The sequence below is a fragment of the Paenibacillus sp. GCM10027626 genome, from assembly GCF_042676285.1.
GTDB lineage: Bacteria > Bacillota > Bacilli > Paenibacillales > Paenibacillaceae > Paenibacillus_Z.
The window spans coordinates 384,304-398,605 of the sequence record NZ_JBHTHC010000003.1 but is presented as its reverse complement, the minus strand read 5'-3'; the positions used below and the strand labels follow the sequence as shown (position 1 = coordinate 398,605).

Genomic DNA, 14,302 nt, shown 5'->3' with positions numbered 1-14,302 from the left:
TATGATTTGGTTACAGCGCGTCCGGCTCGCCATCGGCAATATGCAAGGTTACATTGTCGCGGGCGCAGGCCTCCTGCAGCTCGGCCGGCAATGGCGTATTGCATACGATTGCTTCCAGCGATGAAATCGGACTGATATGAAAAATAGAGCTTTTATTCGCTTTTGATCCATCGAAGACGGCGATCGCGCGATCTGCGCGGCTCATCATTATGCTCGTCATCCGCGCTTCCAGCTCGGAGTGGGTGCTAATGCCGTTCTGATGATGGATACCGTCTATGCCGATAAACATTTTGTTAATATGCAGACCGTCCAGCTTGGCCTCGGCGAGCGGACCGGAAAGCTCGAACGTTTCATTGCTCATTACGCCGCCGGTCAGCACCACCTGGATCTTTTTGCTTTCCGCAAGCTCCATTGCGATGTTGACTGCATTCGTAACGACTGTAATTTCATGGCGGTCCTTAAGCGCTCTGGCGATAAGGAACGTTGTCGTTCCTCCAGTCAGACCGATAATATCGCCCTGCTGAACGAGCGATGCCGCCTTCGCGGCAATCGCTTCTTTTTCTTTCCAAAACAGCTGTTCCTTCTCATGAAAGCTAATGCCTCGCAGCGGATCGTCATAACGGGCGCCACCGGCCGTCCGGAAAATTTCCCCGGTCTGTTCCAGCAGATCAAGATCGCGCCGCACGGTTGCCTCCGAGCAGCCCATCTGCCTGGTCATTTCGTGAATGCTGAGCTGCTTGTGCTGCTTCAAAAGCTGGAGCAGCAGCTGGCGCCTTGCTTCCGGTTTCGGTAAGTGGGTGTTCGTCATGCCATCATCATCCTTATGCGGGAATTAGTCAATTTTGACAACCTGCGTCAAGTTGCGCGGTTCGTCCGGATTTACATTTTTCTTGAGTGCTGTATAGTAGCCCAAATATTGCAGGACAGGCAAATAAACGGCGCAGCGCGCGTCATCGGAGACATTGCGTCCGCCAGTCTCAAGCACATAGTCGGCAAAGTCGGTGTCTGCGCCGCGCTCTGCTGTTACGATCAGCACTTTAGCGCCGTATTGCTGCATTTCTTGAGCAACAGTAACTTCATAGGAGCGGCCTTGTTCGGACAGCAGAAGCACGACGAGCGAGCCTTGCTCGATGATCGATTTTGGACCGTGGCGGAATTCAAGTGTGCCGAATGCTTCTGTCCATACATTGGACATTTCTTTAATTTTCAGACAAGCTTCTTGAGTCAGGCCGGTCATTGGCCCCATACCCAGGTAAATATAGTTAAGGAACATCGGGTTCTCGTCGACGATTTGTTTGGCGAGCTGATCGGCCGCCGCAACGATTGGTTCTTGTATTTGCGGGACTGCTTTCATTTCAGCGATCGCTTGCTCGTTGCCCGATGCTATGGCAATTGCCGCTTGCATCATATAAGTCATGCTGCTGAACGATTTCGTCATGACGACGCTTTTTTCAGCGCCCTTCGGCGATAGCAGGCAATCTGCCATTTTGCCCATACGGCTGTCAGCATAACAAGTAATACTGCAAATTGTCCAATCCGGCAACTCTTTAACGGCGTTAAGCGCCAGTACAACTTCGCTGGACTCGCCCGAACGCGATACGCCGACGAGCAGCTTTTTGCCTGGAATTGCCGCATGATCGCGGAACAGCATCAATTCTGAAGATGGCTGTGCCGAAGCGGAGCGGCCGAGCAGGCGGCGGAAGGTAGCGGCCATAATTTGCGCCTGATAATAGGAAGAGCCGGAACCGATGAAGATGACTTCGCGGAAAGAGTCGTCCTTTAAGTATGTTTCAATCCAGCCGCTTTGAACGTCCAGTTGATCCCATGCACTTTGCAAAACTTCAGTCTGTGAAGAAATTTCCGGATAAGTCAATACTCCGTATTGTCCCATGGTGTTCATCCCCTCATTATTAATTTGTATTCACTATAACGCGGGAGGGTGAAAATTTCAATCAAAATTTGATTGAAATTTGCAAGACATGATTGATTTTTTCGGATCATACTTTTATATTAAAAGGAAAGAAGAGTCATTTTGCATAATACCGCCTGCGGAGGGGATCGAAAGATGAACGGAGAGCAGCGCTATGCGCTGGGATTTGATATTGGCGGCACTAATATTGTCTGTGGTATTGTAGACCGCGAAGGTGACGTGGTCTGGACGAAGAAAATTAGCACGGAGTGCGAAAAAGGCAACGATCATGTGATGGAACGCGTTGCCTTGCTTGCTGGGGCGGCGCTTGAAGAGTTCGGCCTGACGGCTCAGGACGTCGTCGGAATCGGGGTTGGAATGCCCGGTCTCGTCGATCCTGAGAAGGGGATGAGCGTTTATTCCTCTAACTTGAATTTTCGCAATTATCCCGTTGTCGCCAAGTTGCAGGAGTTAACAAAGCTTCCAGTCTGCATGGAGAATGACGTGCGGATGTATGTATATGGGGAAGCCGTTGCCGGGGCCGGCAGAGGGCGGCGCCATGTGCTGGGGCTGACAGTCGGTACTGGGCTGGCTTCGGCGATGGTGAATGACGGCGGACTTTATCAAGGCGGGGGAGACTACTCGGGTGAACTGGGGCATATTCCGATTCCAGGGGTTGAATACGATTGCAATTGCGGTTTGAAGGGCTGCCTGGAAACTGTCGTATCGGCTACCGGTATTGCGCGGCAGGCGAAGGAGGCTGTACTGTCCGGCAAGCAGACAAAGCTGGCTGAGCTGAAGGCTGATCCGGCGCAATTGACCGCCGCGGACGTCTCTGTCGCATATGATGCAGGTGACGAAGTTGCGATTTCCATTATGGAGCTGACCGGGTCAATGCTTGGGCACGCGCTTGCTTACGCGGTTCCGCTGTTCAGCCCGGATATGATTGTGTTTGGCGGCGGCGTGCTGCATGCCGGAGAGCGATTCATGGCTCCTGTCAGAGAGGTGCTGTTTGCCAACATCATGCAAATTTACCGCGATCGGCTGGAGCTGGCTGTCGCAGAACGCAACGAGGACGCCGGCGTTATCGGCAGCGCCAAGTGGGCGTTTCGCTGCCTGGCTGACGCGTAGATGCGGGGAGCTGCGGCTCAGGCTCCGGCTCTGGCGCTGGCTCCGGCGCTTAAGTTTGGCGCCGCGCCGGGGCCGGGGCTAAGTTTTTACCTAGCTTGAATGGACGAACGAGGCTAAGACAGGTGGATGAGCTGCTGTTTGTCAATGAGGTAGGCGAGCCGCTCGCATTCAAAGCTGACAAGGATGGAACAATCAGTTATTTGAAGGGAAGTATAGCTTGGCCCCATAAATTCTGCAAGCCCGAGGAATCAACAAGGTTCATCGGGCTTTTTTGTGCTCCAGACTTGAGGTAGGCCGACTTGCGGAGTCTGTCGATTTTCTGTTGACAACTAGAAACGATGAGTAATTATCCAATTGGATGCAAAAGAGGGACTGTCATTCGCCCGCAAATCCAAAATGAGGTGTCTCAACATGCAAAGCCGATACTTGGATTTGTGGAAAAGGCGCTCAAATGTTGCAGTTTGTACAACAAATCGATGGGAGGAAGGAGGTAGGCTCCAAATTGTTGCATGAAATGCAACAAATCGCTCCTCCAGGGGGCCTCACTAGCGATGATTGTTGCAGAACGTAACAGAACGTACAACATTTGCGTCTAAATCGGCAGAATGCGGGTTAGAATGTTGTATTTGCTACATCAATTGTACCGCAAATCTTTCCATGTTATTGCGCAATGAACTGGACTCGATATACATGCATATTCAACGTAAACAGACAATCCACAATTAATCGACATACTCAGACGGTCCGCTCGGAGCCTTTCGGAGCAGCTTCGTCCACGCTTACCACAGTCATCGACAGTCTGCCAAGAGACAAGGTTTAAGGGAAAGCTGCATCCGTGCAGATCGATTTCAGGTGATAGGTGATGAGTTTCTCGATTTGCTCATAATTTACTCGTTTCTTATCCAGCAGGGCATGTAGTGCGATACCGTCGACAAAAGCGTACAGCCGTTCTGTCTCCAAGGCCAGATCCAGTCCTGGCCTAAGTAATTCAGCCTCATGCAGAGCGGCGAGCAGTTGTTCAATAAGCTGCAGGATCCCGTCATGCTGGGCATCAAAGGCAGCGCTTTTATTGCGGTAATGCGCGGTAAAGGCGAACCAAACTTCCATTTCGGCCAGCTTGTTGTCATCTGTGGGCACAAGCTCAAGCAAAGTATGCAGCGCCTTCCGGGAAAGCGGCATGTCCCGGGACATCACTTCATAAATGCGCGCGGTTGCCCGCTCTTTCACCAGATTCATCGAGAAGGCGATCAGCTCGTCCTGATTGGGAAAGTAGTGGCGCAAAGCGCCTAGCGATAAGCCGGATTCTCGGGCAATATTTCTAACGCTCGCTCCTTCCATGCCCGCTTGTTTAATGACCCGCAGTGTAGCCTCAGCAATTAATAGTCTTCTCTCATCATGATCCACGATTTTTGTCATGCTTTCATTGTAGCAGAAGGTGAACCTGCAAACAACGAAATAATACAGTTGTATTATTTCGGCGGGGGTGATATACTTTTCCTCAAATTATGATTGGAGGATCCTATGCGACATTTATATAACATACCAAAGTGGGGCGGTTGCGTCATCGCGATCATGTTGCTGATTGCTTTGCTCGGATGTGGTGAAGCGGGTACTTCTGCTAGTAACAATGGTATCGTGAAGTATGTCATCGAAAGTGATGGTACGAATGCTAAGCATGTTTATGTGGAGTTGAAGACAAGAAATGGGACAGAATCACAGGAAGAAACAGATATTGCACTGCCATATGAGCTAAAACTAGAGGTTGACCACAGCAAGCCATTTAATTTCAAGTCAGCACAACTTTCGGCTACAGCCTCAGAGTCAGCCACGTACATTACTTGCCAAATTTTTTACGATAATCAAAAAGTGTCAGAGAGCACAGCCAAAGGTAAGCAAGCTACCGCCACTTGTGAAAGCGATCAATGGCCTGGTGCGATTCAATCCTTTCGGGATTAATCAGTACACATTAACCACGAAAAGCCATCTCAAAAGTAGTTGTAACTACTATGAGATGGCTTTTCCGTGATATTTGCAAATTTTCAGCAGATAAATTCTAAGTATCACTCCGAAAAAAGCCCGAGGCGAGCCATTCGTTTACGAAGGCTACCCGCTGTAGCCAAGTTTTTGTGAAATATGGCGAGCGGCCTGCTTAATTTTCTGAATGAGAGCTGGAAGCTCATCCTCCCCGAATTGTACCTCCAGTCCGGCAATGCTTAACGCTGCAACTGCTTGGCTGGCATGGTCGAAGATCGGCGCGCTTAATTCGGCCGTGTACGGCTCGAGCTCAGAACGGCTAAAGCTGTAGCCTGCGGCTCGCGATTGCTCCAGCGCAGCCCGCAGCTGCTGCATGTCAGTAATCGTGCCGGAACATAGCGGCTGCAGCTTTATTGCTTGCAAGTACGCTTCCCTTTCTTTCTCGGGCATAAAAGCGAGGATGATGCGTGAGGAAGCGCCTGCGTATAGCGGTGCCTTGCGGCCAATTTTGGTGAAAAGCCGCACAGGATGATCAGTTTCCAATTTTTCGATATAGATGGACGAATCGTCATCCCGCATGGCCAAATGTACCGCCCTGTTCGTCTCATCGCGCAATCGCTGCATGCTATCGATGGCGATATGGCGAATATCGAGCCGCTCGGCTACGAGATTGCCGAATTGGAGAAAGAGAAGACCAAGTGTATAACAGCCGTCATCCCGCTTGGTCAAAAAGCCCATTTCTTCGAGTGAGCCGATCATGCGATGTACGGATGTTTTCGGTATTTGCGACAACTTCACCATATCATTGACGGTAAGCTGCGGGTGGGCGATGAATAGATTAAGAAGATCCATAGATCGCATGACCGTTTTGTTTTTATTTTGCACAGTTTGCCTCCTGCTTGCTAATGCTCAGTAATCCATTGTTCTGTAACAGTATACAACGAATATAATTCGAATCCTAATCGTCCGCGTTTAAAATTTTGCTTGCAATTCGTTTAATACCGACTATAATGATCGTATATATAGGGATTGATTTTCGGTACATGAATTCCGAAATTCGGAATTATTATGGAGGCTAGAAACGACGATGAGCACACAAGTGTTGGAAGTCAGGAGCCGGCGGGATATTATTGACTTCGTCAATTCGAATCCAGTCAGCAGGTCGGGTTTCAAAATTATTTTGCTCGCGCTAGCCGGTGTCTTCGTAGACGCTTATGATTTCACGAGCATCGGCATCGGCACCGCACAGCTGCAGGAGCAGTTCAATTTGAGTTCTGTAGAATTGGGCAGCCTGACGGCGGTTATGGCTGTCGGCTCCTTGCTCGGTGCTGTGTTTGGCGGGTATTATACCGATAAATTCGGTCGGAACAAGATGTTTATGATTGACCTTTTCTTGATGGTATTTGCCGCTTTCGGCGCCGCATTGTCGCCGAACTATGCTTGCCTTATTATTTTTCGGCTGCTTATGGGCATTGGTGTTGGCCTGGATATTCCGATTGCGCTCAGCTTTATTGCGGAGTACAGCAATATGAAGAAAAAAGGGTCTAACGTTACGCTGTGGTGCCCGTTATGGTTTTGCGCAGCATCAGCGACCGGATTGATTGCACTGCCGTTTTACTTGCTTGATCAACATGAATATATTTGGAGATGGTCAGTCGGCCTTGGCGGCGTATTTGCTTTAATCGTATTGTTTTTGCGCTACTTCTATATGAATGAAAGCCCGATGTGGGCGGCCAATTATTTGTCGATCGAAGAGGGCGCGAAGGTTATCAGCAGAACTTATAATATTGAGGTAATCGTTCATCCGGAGGCTGCGGGACATGCCGGGCTGGAGAAGAAGAAAAAAGTGCCGTATACGACGATTTTTAAAGGCAAGTACCGGATTCGCACAATTTTAGCTTCTATTATTACCTTTACACAAAGTATGGAGTATTTCGCAGTCGGCTTTTATATCCCTACCATATCGACGCTTCTATTCGGCAAAGGCGTCATCTATGCGATTGTCGGCACGATCGTCTTCAACCTGTTTGGCGCGCTGGGCGGCTTCCTCGGTTCATCCTTAAATACGAGCTGGGGCGTGCGCAAGCTGTCGATTGTCGGATACATCGCAGCAGTCATTGGCTTGCTGTGCATGGGCTTGTTCGGCGAGACATATATCGGCATCTCTGTTGTACTTCTTGCAGCTTTCATCTTCGGCCACGCCTTTGGGCCGGGCTCGCAAGGGATGACGATGGCGACATTGTCCTATCCGACCGAGCTGCGCGGCATCGGGGCTGGCTTCGGACAGGGGGCGACGCGGGTTGGCAGTATTCTGGGGTTCTTCCTGTTCCCGGTAGTGCTTGCGGCAGCCGGACTTTACAATACATTACTGCTGTTGGCGATTGTCCCGTTTCTCGGCTTGGCAGCGACATTGCTCATTAAGTGGGAACCAATCGGCCATGATGTGGAAAATGAAGCAATTGAGCTAAACGCGTAGCACTTGCATATTTTTCAATCTCGACTATAATGGTCGCATACTTATATATCCGTATTTCGGTTTATTTATGCCGAAATACGGAATTTGTAATTTGAAGCCATGATTTCTTTGGCTTATGTAGTGAGGTGTGTTTGTTGTACGAACTTAAGCCGCTGGGCGATTCGGCACTTGTAGTAGTGTGGGGTGATGCCATTTCACTGGATACTCATCAGCGTGTCAGGCAATTCACTGCCTATCTTGAGGAGCAGCCGTTCGTAGGGCTGATCGAATGCGTACCGGCGTTTACGACGGTCACCGTTTACTACGATTGCTGGACGGTCATGAGCCAATATGCCGGGCTGGTTGAGCCGGAGGACCGGCAGTTTCCATATGCGATTGTTGCGGCGTTGCTGAACCATATGCTGCAGGAGCTGGAGGCCGTGCCGGTAAGTCCGGCCCGCGTGGTAGAGATTCCAGTATGCTATGGAGATGATTTGGGGCCTGATCTGGTGGATGTAGCCGCACATAATGGTCTGGATGCCGAGGAAGTAATTGCCATTCATACATCGGCCGATTATCTCGTCTATATGCTTGGCTTTGCGCCCGGGTTCGCTTATTTGGGCGGGATGTCCGGCGCAATTGCCGCTCCCCGGCGCCAGACGCCGCGGATGGCCATTCCGGCGGGCACTGTTGGGATTGCCGGCGACCAGACCGGCGTATATCCGATTGAAACGCCAGGCGGCTGGCAATTAATCGGACGCACGCCGCAGCCGTTGTTTCTTCCCGGGCTAAATCCGCCTACAATGCTGCAGGCTGGGGACATTGTCCGTTTCTGCCGTATTTCCAGAGAGCAGTATGAACAGTGGGAGGAGAAGCCGCAATGAGCTTGTTAGTTAAAAGGCCGGGGCTTTTGACCACGGTGCAGGATTTGGGGAGATACGGCGCGCAAAAATATGGCGTTATCGTCAGCGGCGCAGTCGACCGGCTGGCCTTGCGGCTCGCTAATTTGCTTGTAGGCAACGAGGAGAATGCAGCCTGCTTGGAAATGACGATTATCGGTCCTGAAATTGTGCTGGAACAGCCCGTTCTAATTGCGATTTGCGGAGCCGATCTGTCCCCGACCTTGGACGGCAATCCTCTCCCGCGCTGGAAAACGATAGCCGCACCTGGCGGGAGCGTGCTGAAATTCGGCAAGCCGCAGGAGGGCTGCCGCGCTTATTTGGCCGTCGGCGGCGGGCTCGATGTGGCGGCAGAAATGAATAGCCGCTCAACCTATTTGCGCGCGCAAATTGGCGGTTTTCAAGGCAGAGCGCTGCAAGAGGGCGACCGCATACCGCTTGGCAGTGCTTCGGAGCGCACGGCGCGCCTGCAGCGGCTGCTGACGGGCGCCGCTGCGGCCGACAGTCTTGCGGTCAGCCGCTGGTCGGTAGCGCAAGAGCTTATTCCGGCCTACAGCCCGCAGCCGGTTCTTCATGTGACTGCCGGGCAAGAATACGAGCTGTTCGATCAAGAAAGCCAATACCGTTTTTTTCATGAGCCTTTTACCGTGCTGGCCCAGTCCGACCGTATGGGCTACCGCCTGCAAGGCAGCGGCCTGCAGCTGGCGGAGCCAAAAGAGATGCTGTCTTCCGCTGTAACTTTCGGTACGGTACAGGTACCGCCGGACGGCAATCCGATCGTGCTGATGGCCGATCATCAGACGACGGGCGGCTACCCGAAAATTGCGCAGGTGATTTCGACCGATTTGCCGCTGCTGGCGCAGGTCAATTTGGGCGGGAAAGTGGGCTTTCAACTGCTTGATTTGCGCGAAGCGCAGCAAAGAGCTTTGGCGCAGCAGGCAGCGCTCCGGACACTGCAGCTTGGTCTCCGGCAGCTGGTTCATTGATGTGACCATGAGAAAGGATGAAGAGGATGCATATTGTTGATTTGAACTGTGATATGGGAGAAAGCTTCGGCGCGTATACGATGGGTAAAGATGCAGAAGTGTTGAAGCATGTCACCTCCGCCAACATCGCCTGCGGGTTTCATGCCGGCGATCCGACTACGATGCGCCGTACCGTCAAGCTGGCGCTTGAGCATGGCGTGGCGCTGGGCGCACACCCCGGGCTGCAGGATTTGATCGGCTTTGGGCGCCGCGATATGGATATTTCCCCCCAGGAAGCTTATGACATCGTCGTCTATCAAATTGGCGCCTTATCGGGCTTTGTCCGTGCAGAGGGCGCGAAGCTCCAGCATGTAAAAGCGCATGGCTCACTGTACAATATGGCCGCCCGCAATGCAGGGCTCGCCGAGGCGATCGCCGAAGCGGTGTACCGCATCGATCCGGAGCTCATCTTGTTCGGGCTGGCCGGCAGCGAGTTGATTCGGGCAGGAGAGAAGGCCGGTCTGCGGACGGCGAGCGAAGTATTCTCCGACCGGACGTACCAAGCGGATGGGTCGCTAACGTCGCGCCGGCTGTCAAATTCACTTATCACCGATGATCAGCAGTCGGTCGATCAAGTTATCCGGATGGTTATTGAGGGGAAAGTAATGTCCCAGCAGCAGGTTGATGTCCCGATCCAAGCGGACACGATATGCATTCATGGAGACGGTATCCATGCCGTAGCTTTTGCTGAAAAGATTCGCCGATCCTTGACAGAGGCCGGGGTGCTGGTGCAAGCGGTTGGTATCGGCAAGAGCAAGTAAGGGAAGGAGAGAAGCGGGATGGAGGCATTGCAGCTGGAAGCAGATGTGCTCGTTGTAGGATCTGGCGCGGCCGGGATGATGGCGGCCAAAGCGGCAGCCGACGAAGGCGCGCAGGTGCTGTTAATCGACAAAAGCTTGATCGGGCGCGGCGGGGCGACGATCCTTGCACAAATGACCGTTGCTGTCGCGTTGGGCGAGGCTGATGATGACAATCCGGAAATTCATTTTGCAGATACGATGAAAGGCAGCCGCGGCCTTGCCGATCCGGCTATTGTACGGGCCATTGTCGAACGCGGACCCGAGGTGATCCTTGAAGCCGAGCGGTATGGCGTCAACTGGGCGCGGACGGCGGAAGGAAAGCGATCGCAAGCTTTTGCCCCCGGACATTCCAGGTCGCGCTGTGTCTATGTCGATATATTGAATACTGGCGGAGCGACGTCGGCAGGGCTGAAAAAAGCGATCTGGAAAAATGACAAAATTGGGCGTTATAAAAATGTGATGATTACAAAAATCGTCTGCAATGATGAAGGGCGGGCCATCGGTGCGGCAGGCTTTGATATTGAACAGTATCGTCCTGTAAGCATAGCGGCCTCTTCAATTATTTTAGCGACGGGCGGGCTGACGGAAGTATATGAGCGCAACAGCGCCTCGGCGAATATGACAGGAGACGGGTTCGCGTTAGCGGCGGAAGCGGGAGCGGAGCTGTACGACATGGAGATGGTGCAATTTTTCCCGATTGCGCATTTGTTCCCGCCGCTGGTCGGCATTGATCCGATTATGTGGGATCCGTTCCGCTACAAGCTGGGCGGCCGTCTGTTGAATGGCAACGGCGAAGAGTTCATGGATCGCTATAACGGCGAGGTGGCCGGCAAATATACAGCGACCCGCGATCAGACGACGTTGGCGATTTTTCGCGAGGTAGAGGAAGGGCGCGGTACGCCGCATGGCGGAGCCTACCTCGATTTTCGCATGGTGCCGGAGGAGAAGCTGAAGGCGGCGTTCGGGCCGGTCATCGATATTTTACGCAATCAAAATATCGATCTGACCAAGGATATGATGGAAGTGGCGCCGATGGCGCATTTTATGCTGGGCGGCATTCGGGTAGATGCAGCGATGCGCACGCGGGTGCCGGGCTTGCTTGCGGCAGGCGAGTTGATCTATGGCATGCATGGGGCAAACCGTTTGTCGGGCAATGCGATTACTGAAGCGCTTGTGAGCGGACGGATCGCGGGAGAAACAGCGGCGCGTCAGCGTACTGAGCTTGACGAAGCGCAGCGGGCAGTCATCGCGAAGACGCTGGCTGAAGAGATGGAGCGTCTTGAGCAGTTCTGGCATCCGCAGCCGGTTGAGCGGGATGAGGTGTCGCTGCAGGCGTTCAAGCGGAAATTGCAGCAGGTGATGTGGAAAGGCGCCGGGCCGCTGCGGACTGAGCAAGGCCTGCTTGCAGCGCTCGAGGAGCTGCGGGCACTGCAAGGCGAGCTGGAGAAAATCGCGCTTGCCCGCCAAACGACCTATGCGCTACCTCTTGTCGAGAAGATGGAGGCGGCCAACATGCTGCGGGTCGGTGAGGCCATTGTACTTGGCGCGTTGGAGCGCAAGGAATCCCGCGGCGCGCATGTGCGCCTGGATTATGAGGAAACAAAGGAAAAGGCGGTTAGCTACCGCTATCGATACCGCTTGCGCGATCAGCAGCAATGGGAGCTTGAAGCCGTCGTTGCATGGCAAGACATCAGACAGTAAAGGGGGAGATGGGCAATGTCTACCGTTACGCTGCAAGTTGTGCGAGGCGATCAGCAAAGCGGACCGGTGCGGGAAAGCTATGATGTCCCATACCGGGACGGGATGAGCTTATTGGACGCTATTTTTTGGATTCGCGAGCATCGCGATCCTTCGCTTTCCGTCCGCTACTCTTGCCGCTCTGCCAATGCCTGCAAGGAATGCTCTGCGATCGTGAACGGCAAAGCGGGCTATCTGTGCACCATTCGCGCAGTGCCGGAGCAGGAGTTTCAGATCGAGCCGCTCAAAGCGCGCAGCTGGATCAAGGATTTGGTGACCGCCCTCGATTAAACAAAAAGCTCGTATGCCGGCGAAGCGAAAGTGAAGGTTTTCACGCCGCGGCATGCGAGCTTTTTTTGTCGGGAAGTGCTGAGGCACGATTGTTGCACAGAATACAACATTGGATTGATGATTCACCCGTAATTAGCGAAAATGATGTACATTCTGCAACAATCATCGCCACTTTACCCCTTTGGAGGGGCAGATTGTTGCATTTTGTACAGCATTTCGGGGGCAAGCTTGCTACCCATCGCTGGTTTGTTGTATAAACTGCAACATTTGAGCGCATTTTCCGTTCGCTGAACCGCGGATCGTGGGCGTAGGCCGTCGTTTTCATGCTTTGACGGCGATTTTCGGCGTCCGGTGTGCCCAACTAAGGCGGGTGCCTTGAGGGATGCGGACCTGCGATCCGTTATTGGCTCAAAAAACAGGCGGTTGGGAGCTTTCACGGACACAGAATCCGTTATTCGCTGATTTTCCTCAGGCACAATGCTAACGCTTCTTCATCTCAAAAAACTCACATTCGGCCCGGCTATGATAAGCGATATCGCTGACGCCGGATTGCGTCACAATTGTACGGTCGTCAAAACGAACGATGACGCAGCCGGTGTCAATAACATGATCGTCCTTAAATACACGCAGGCGCACCTGGCGTTCCAGTGCCTCTGTAAAATCCTGATCACTTTCGAGTCGACGCTGTGCCACAGGCGGATCTCCTTTGCAACATAGTGACCCTATTGTAACAGACTGGGCTGCACAGGTCACTAGGAGCGCGGGCGCGGCATGACACTATCCCGAACAACAAGCTCCGTTGCTAGTACGGTATGATGGTTGTTCCCGCGATTTTCCAGCAAATCGATGAGCATCTGCGCCGCCTGCTCGCCAAGCTCGTAGGTGTGCTGATGAACAGTCGTTAAGGCGGGTGTGCAGTAGGCGGTCACATCGATGTTGTCGAAACCGATAATGGAGATGTCTTCCGGTATACGCAGCCCAAGCTCCCTTACGGCCTGCATGGCGCCAAGGGCCATCAAATCGCTGGCGCAAAACAATGCTGTCAGATCGGGATGCCGCTTTAGAAGCTGGAGCGCCGACTCTTTGCCGCCGTTTTCGGAAAAGCCGCCATCGGCAACGAGCGAGTCGTCGAAAGGAACTGCCGCTTCATCCAGCGCACGCTTGTAACCGCGCAGCCGATGCAGGCTTACGTCCGCCTGGGTATGGCCGTTAATCATCCCGATGCGGCGGTGATTGGCCTGCAGCAAATAAGCGACAGCAGTGTAAGCCCCCTCTTCATTGGCCGATGTGACGTAGCCGACATTCGGTCCCTGCAACGGAATATCGATCAGTACGCAAGGGATCTCTGAGCGGACAATCTCCTTCAAATAAGGATCGTCCAGCCGCATCCCCATAATGATGACGCCATCGACCCCGCGTTCCTGACAAAGCGTTTTATACGATTTGACCTTTTGCTTTTGCGGTGTCGTACTGAACAGGACCAGGTCGTAGTTGAGGGCCCCTGCCCGGTCGTTCATGCCGCACAATGCTTGATAGGCAATATTATCTTTGGAGCTGGCGCGCGTCACATTGGATAGCAGCAGTCCAAGGGTGTGCGTCTTTTTGGAAATTAGTGATCTTGCGGCAATATTGGGACTGTAGCCGAGCTGCTGGGCGATCGCTTTTATCCGCTCTCTCGTTGCTTCATTGACGTCATCATGTCCATTCAATGCCCGGGACACGGTTGTTACGGAGATTTGTGCAGCTTTGGCGATATCTTTAATCGTGGTCAAAGGTATTCCCTCCAGAAACGATGTTGGAAAGCCGTTAAAGGAGGCTTTCAAATATTTCTCAAAAAAAACGTGTTGTCAAAATGGGATTACTTGCTCTATAATCTGAGTGTATCATATCCGAAACGTTTCGGATAGTATTTACATCATGTGAAAAATGGAAAACGCAAGAGTCTGTTTTTCTGTTTTCCTTATCGAAAATGGAAGCGGCTCCGAAAGTAGGCCATTATTTTTTTCTTCACATCCGAAACGTTTCGGACGAATCAGGTAAGATCGGCAAATTTGGCAATACTATCTGTACCCCAATGTCAA

At 52.5% G+C, this 14,302-nt stretch carries 14 protein-coding genes; 8 read left to right on the top strand and 6 right to left on the bottom strand.

Annotated features, from left to right (window positions below):
• Window positions 1-10: 10 nt before the first annotated feature.
• Both ACFQ0N_RS08885 and ACFQ0N_RS08880 read right to left on the bottom strand, forming a co-directional pair.
• On the bottom strand, window positions 11-808 hold the full coding sequence (locus ACFQ0N_RS08885) for a DeoR/GlpR family DNA-binding transcription regulator (RefSeq protein WP_379324990.1): 798 nt from the start codon (window positions 806-808) through the stop codon (window positions 11-13).
• Between the two features lie 24 nt (window positions 809-832).
• On the bottom strand, window positions 833-1,891 hold the full coding sequence (locus ACFQ0N_RS08880) for an SIS domain-containing protein (RefSeq protein WP_379324988.1): 1,059 nt from the start codon (window positions 1,889-1,891) through the stop codon (window positions 833-835).
• A 174-nt stretch (window positions 1,892-2,065) separates the two neighbouring features.
• Here ACFQ0N_RS08880 and ACFQ0N_RS08875 point away from each other — a divergent pair, with 174 nt between their 5' ends.
• The gene (locus tag ACFQ0N_RS08875; RefSeq protein WP_379324986.1) at window positions 2,066-3,040 is read left to right on the top strand and encodes an ROK family protein; all 975 of its coding nucleotides are present in this window, start codon (window positions 2,066-2,068) and stop codon (window positions 3,038-3,040) included.
• A gap of 816 nt (window positions 3,041-3,856) precedes the next feature.
• On the opposite strand, the gene ACFQ0N_RS08870 is transcribed toward ACFQ0N_RS08875, so the two are convergent.
• On the bottom strand, window positions 3,857-4,444 hold the full coding sequence (locus ACFQ0N_RS08870; protein WP_379324984.1) for a TetR/AcrR family transcriptional regulator: 588 nt from the start codon (window positions 4,442-4,444) through the stop codon (window positions 3,857-3,859).
• A 117-nt stretch (window positions 4,445-4,561) separates the two neighbouring features.
• Here ACFQ0N_RS08870 and ACFQ0N_RS08865 point away from each other — a divergent pair, with 117 nt between their 5' ends.
• Window positions 4,562-4,996, top strand: a complete 435-nt coding sequence (locus tag ACFQ0N_RS08865; RefSeq protein WP_379324982.1) for a hypothetical protein — start codon at window positions 4,562-4,564, stop codon at window positions 4,994-4,996.
• 147 nt (window positions 4,997-5,143) lie between these two features.
• Here ACFQ0N_RS08865 and ACFQ0N_RS08860 read toward each other — a convergent pair whose 3' ends face one another.
• Complete coding sequence (locus tag ACFQ0N_RS08860) at window positions 5,144-5,899, bottom strand: IclR family transcriptional regulator (RefSeq protein ID WP_379324980.1); 756 nt, start codon at window positions 5,897-5,899, stop codon at window positions 5,144-5,146.
• 202 nt (window positions 5,900-6,101) lie between these two features.
• Here ACFQ0N_RS08860 and ACFQ0N_RS08855 point away from each other — a divergent pair, with 202 nt between their 5' ends.
• The 6 genes from ACFQ0N_RS08855 (at window position 6,102) to ACFQ0N_RS08830 (ending at window position 12,221) form a co-directional block, all read left to right on the top strand.
• Window positions 6,102-7,490, top strand: coding sequence for an MFS transporter (locus tag ACFQ0N_RS08855; protein WP_379324978.1), 1,389 nt, complete (start codon window positions 6,102-6,104; stop codon window positions 7,488-7,490).
• Between the two features lie 131 nt (window positions 7,491-7,621).
• Window positions 7,622-8,353 carry a 5-oxoprolinase subunit PxpB gene (gene pxpB / locus ACFQ0N_RS08850; protein WP_379324976.1) on the top strand — a complete coding sequence of 244 codons (732 nt, stop codon included), beginning with the start codon at window positions 7,622-7,624 and terminating at the stop codon, window positions 8,351-8,353.
• On the top strand, window positions 8,350-9,354 hold the full coding sequence (locus ACFQ0N_RS08845) for a 5-oxoprolinase subunit C family protein (RefSeq protein ID WP_379324974.1): 1,005 nt from the start codon (window positions 8,350-8,352) through the stop codon (window positions 9,352-9,354). The genes pxpB and ACFQ0N_RS08845 overlap by 4 nt, the downstream gene beginning before the upstream one ends.
• A 26-nt stretch (window positions 9,355-9,380) precedes the next feature.
• Complete coding sequence (locus tag ACFQ0N_RS08840; RefSeq protein ID WP_379324972.1) at window positions 9,381-10,154, top strand: LamB/YcsF family protein; 774 nt, start codon at window positions 9,381-9,383, stop codon at window positions 10,152-10,154.
• A gap of 18 nt (window positions 10,155-10,172) precedes the next feature.
• Window positions 10,173-11,894, top strand: coding sequence for an FAD-binding protein (locus ACFQ0N_RS08835; protein ID WP_379324970.1), 1,722 nt, complete (start codon window positions 10,173-10,175; stop codon window positions 11,892-11,894).
• Between the two features lie 15 nt (window positions 11,895-11,909).
• A complete protein-coding gene (locus ACFQ0N_RS08830; RefSeq protein ID WP_379324968.1) occupies window positions 11,910-12,221 on the top strand; it encodes a 2Fe-2S iron-sulfur cluster-binding protein in 312 nt (103 codons plus the stop codon).
• A gap of 480 nt (window positions 12,222-12,701) precedes the next feature.
• On the opposite strand, the gene ACFQ0N_RS08825 is transcribed toward ACFQ0N_RS08830, so the two are convergent.
• Together ACFQ0N_RS08825 and ACFQ0N_RS08820 are read right to left on the bottom strand one after the other, a co-directional pair.
• Window positions 12,702-12,914: a hypothetical protein gene (locus tag ACFQ0N_RS08825; RefSeq protein ID WP_379324966.1), complete on the bottom strand. Its 213-nt coding sequence runs from the start codon at window positions 12,912-12,914 to the stop codon at window positions 12,702-12,704.
• 59 nt (window positions 12,915-12,973) lie between these two features.
• The gene (locus ACFQ0N_RS08820) at window positions 12,974-13,993 is read right to left on the bottom strand and encodes a LacI family DNA-binding transcriptional regulator (RefSeq protein WP_379324964.1); all 1,020 of its coding nucleotides are present in this window, start codon (window positions 13,991-13,993) and stop codon (window positions 12,974-12,976) included.
• Between the last annotated feature and the right edge of the window lie 309 nt (window positions 13,994-14,302).

Coding starts and splice junctions, on each gene's coding strand:
- ACFQ0N_RS08885 (WP_379324990.1), bottom strand. CDS start 808: ATGACGAACACCCACTTACCGAAACCGGAAGCAAGGCGCCAGCTGCTG.
- ACFQ0N_RS08880 (WP_379324988.1), bottom strand. CDS start 1,891: ATGGGACAATACGGAGTATTGACTTATCCGGAAATTTCTTCACAGACT.
- ACFQ0N_RS08875 (WP_379324986.1), top strand. CDS start 2,066: ATGAACGGAGAGCAGCGCTATGCGCTGGGATTTGATATTGGCGGCACT.
- ACFQ0N_RS08865 (WP_379324982.1), top strand. CDS start 4,562: ATGCGACATTTATATAACATACCAAAGTGGGGCGGTTGCGTCATCGCG.
- ACFQ0N_RS08855 (WP_379324978.1), top strand. CDS start 6,102: ATGAGCACACAAGTGTTGGAAGTCAGGAGCCGGCGGGATATTATTGAC.
- ACFQ0N_RS08845 (WP_379324974.1), top strand. CDS start 8,350: ATGAGCTTGTTAGTTAAAAGGCCGGGGCTTTTGACCACGGTGCAGGAT.
- ACFQ0N_RS08840 (WP_379324972.1), top strand. CDS start 9,381: ATGCATATTGTTGATTTGAACTGTGATATGGGAGAAAGCTTCGGCGCG.
- ACFQ0N_RS08835 (WP_379324970.1), top strand. CDS start 10,173: ATGGAGGCATTGCAGCTGGAAGCAGATGTGCTCGTTGTAGGATCTGGC.
- ACFQ0N_RS08830 (WP_379324968.1), top strand. CDS start 11,910: ATGTCTACCGTTACGCTGCAAGTTGTGCGAGGCGATCAGCAAAGCGGA.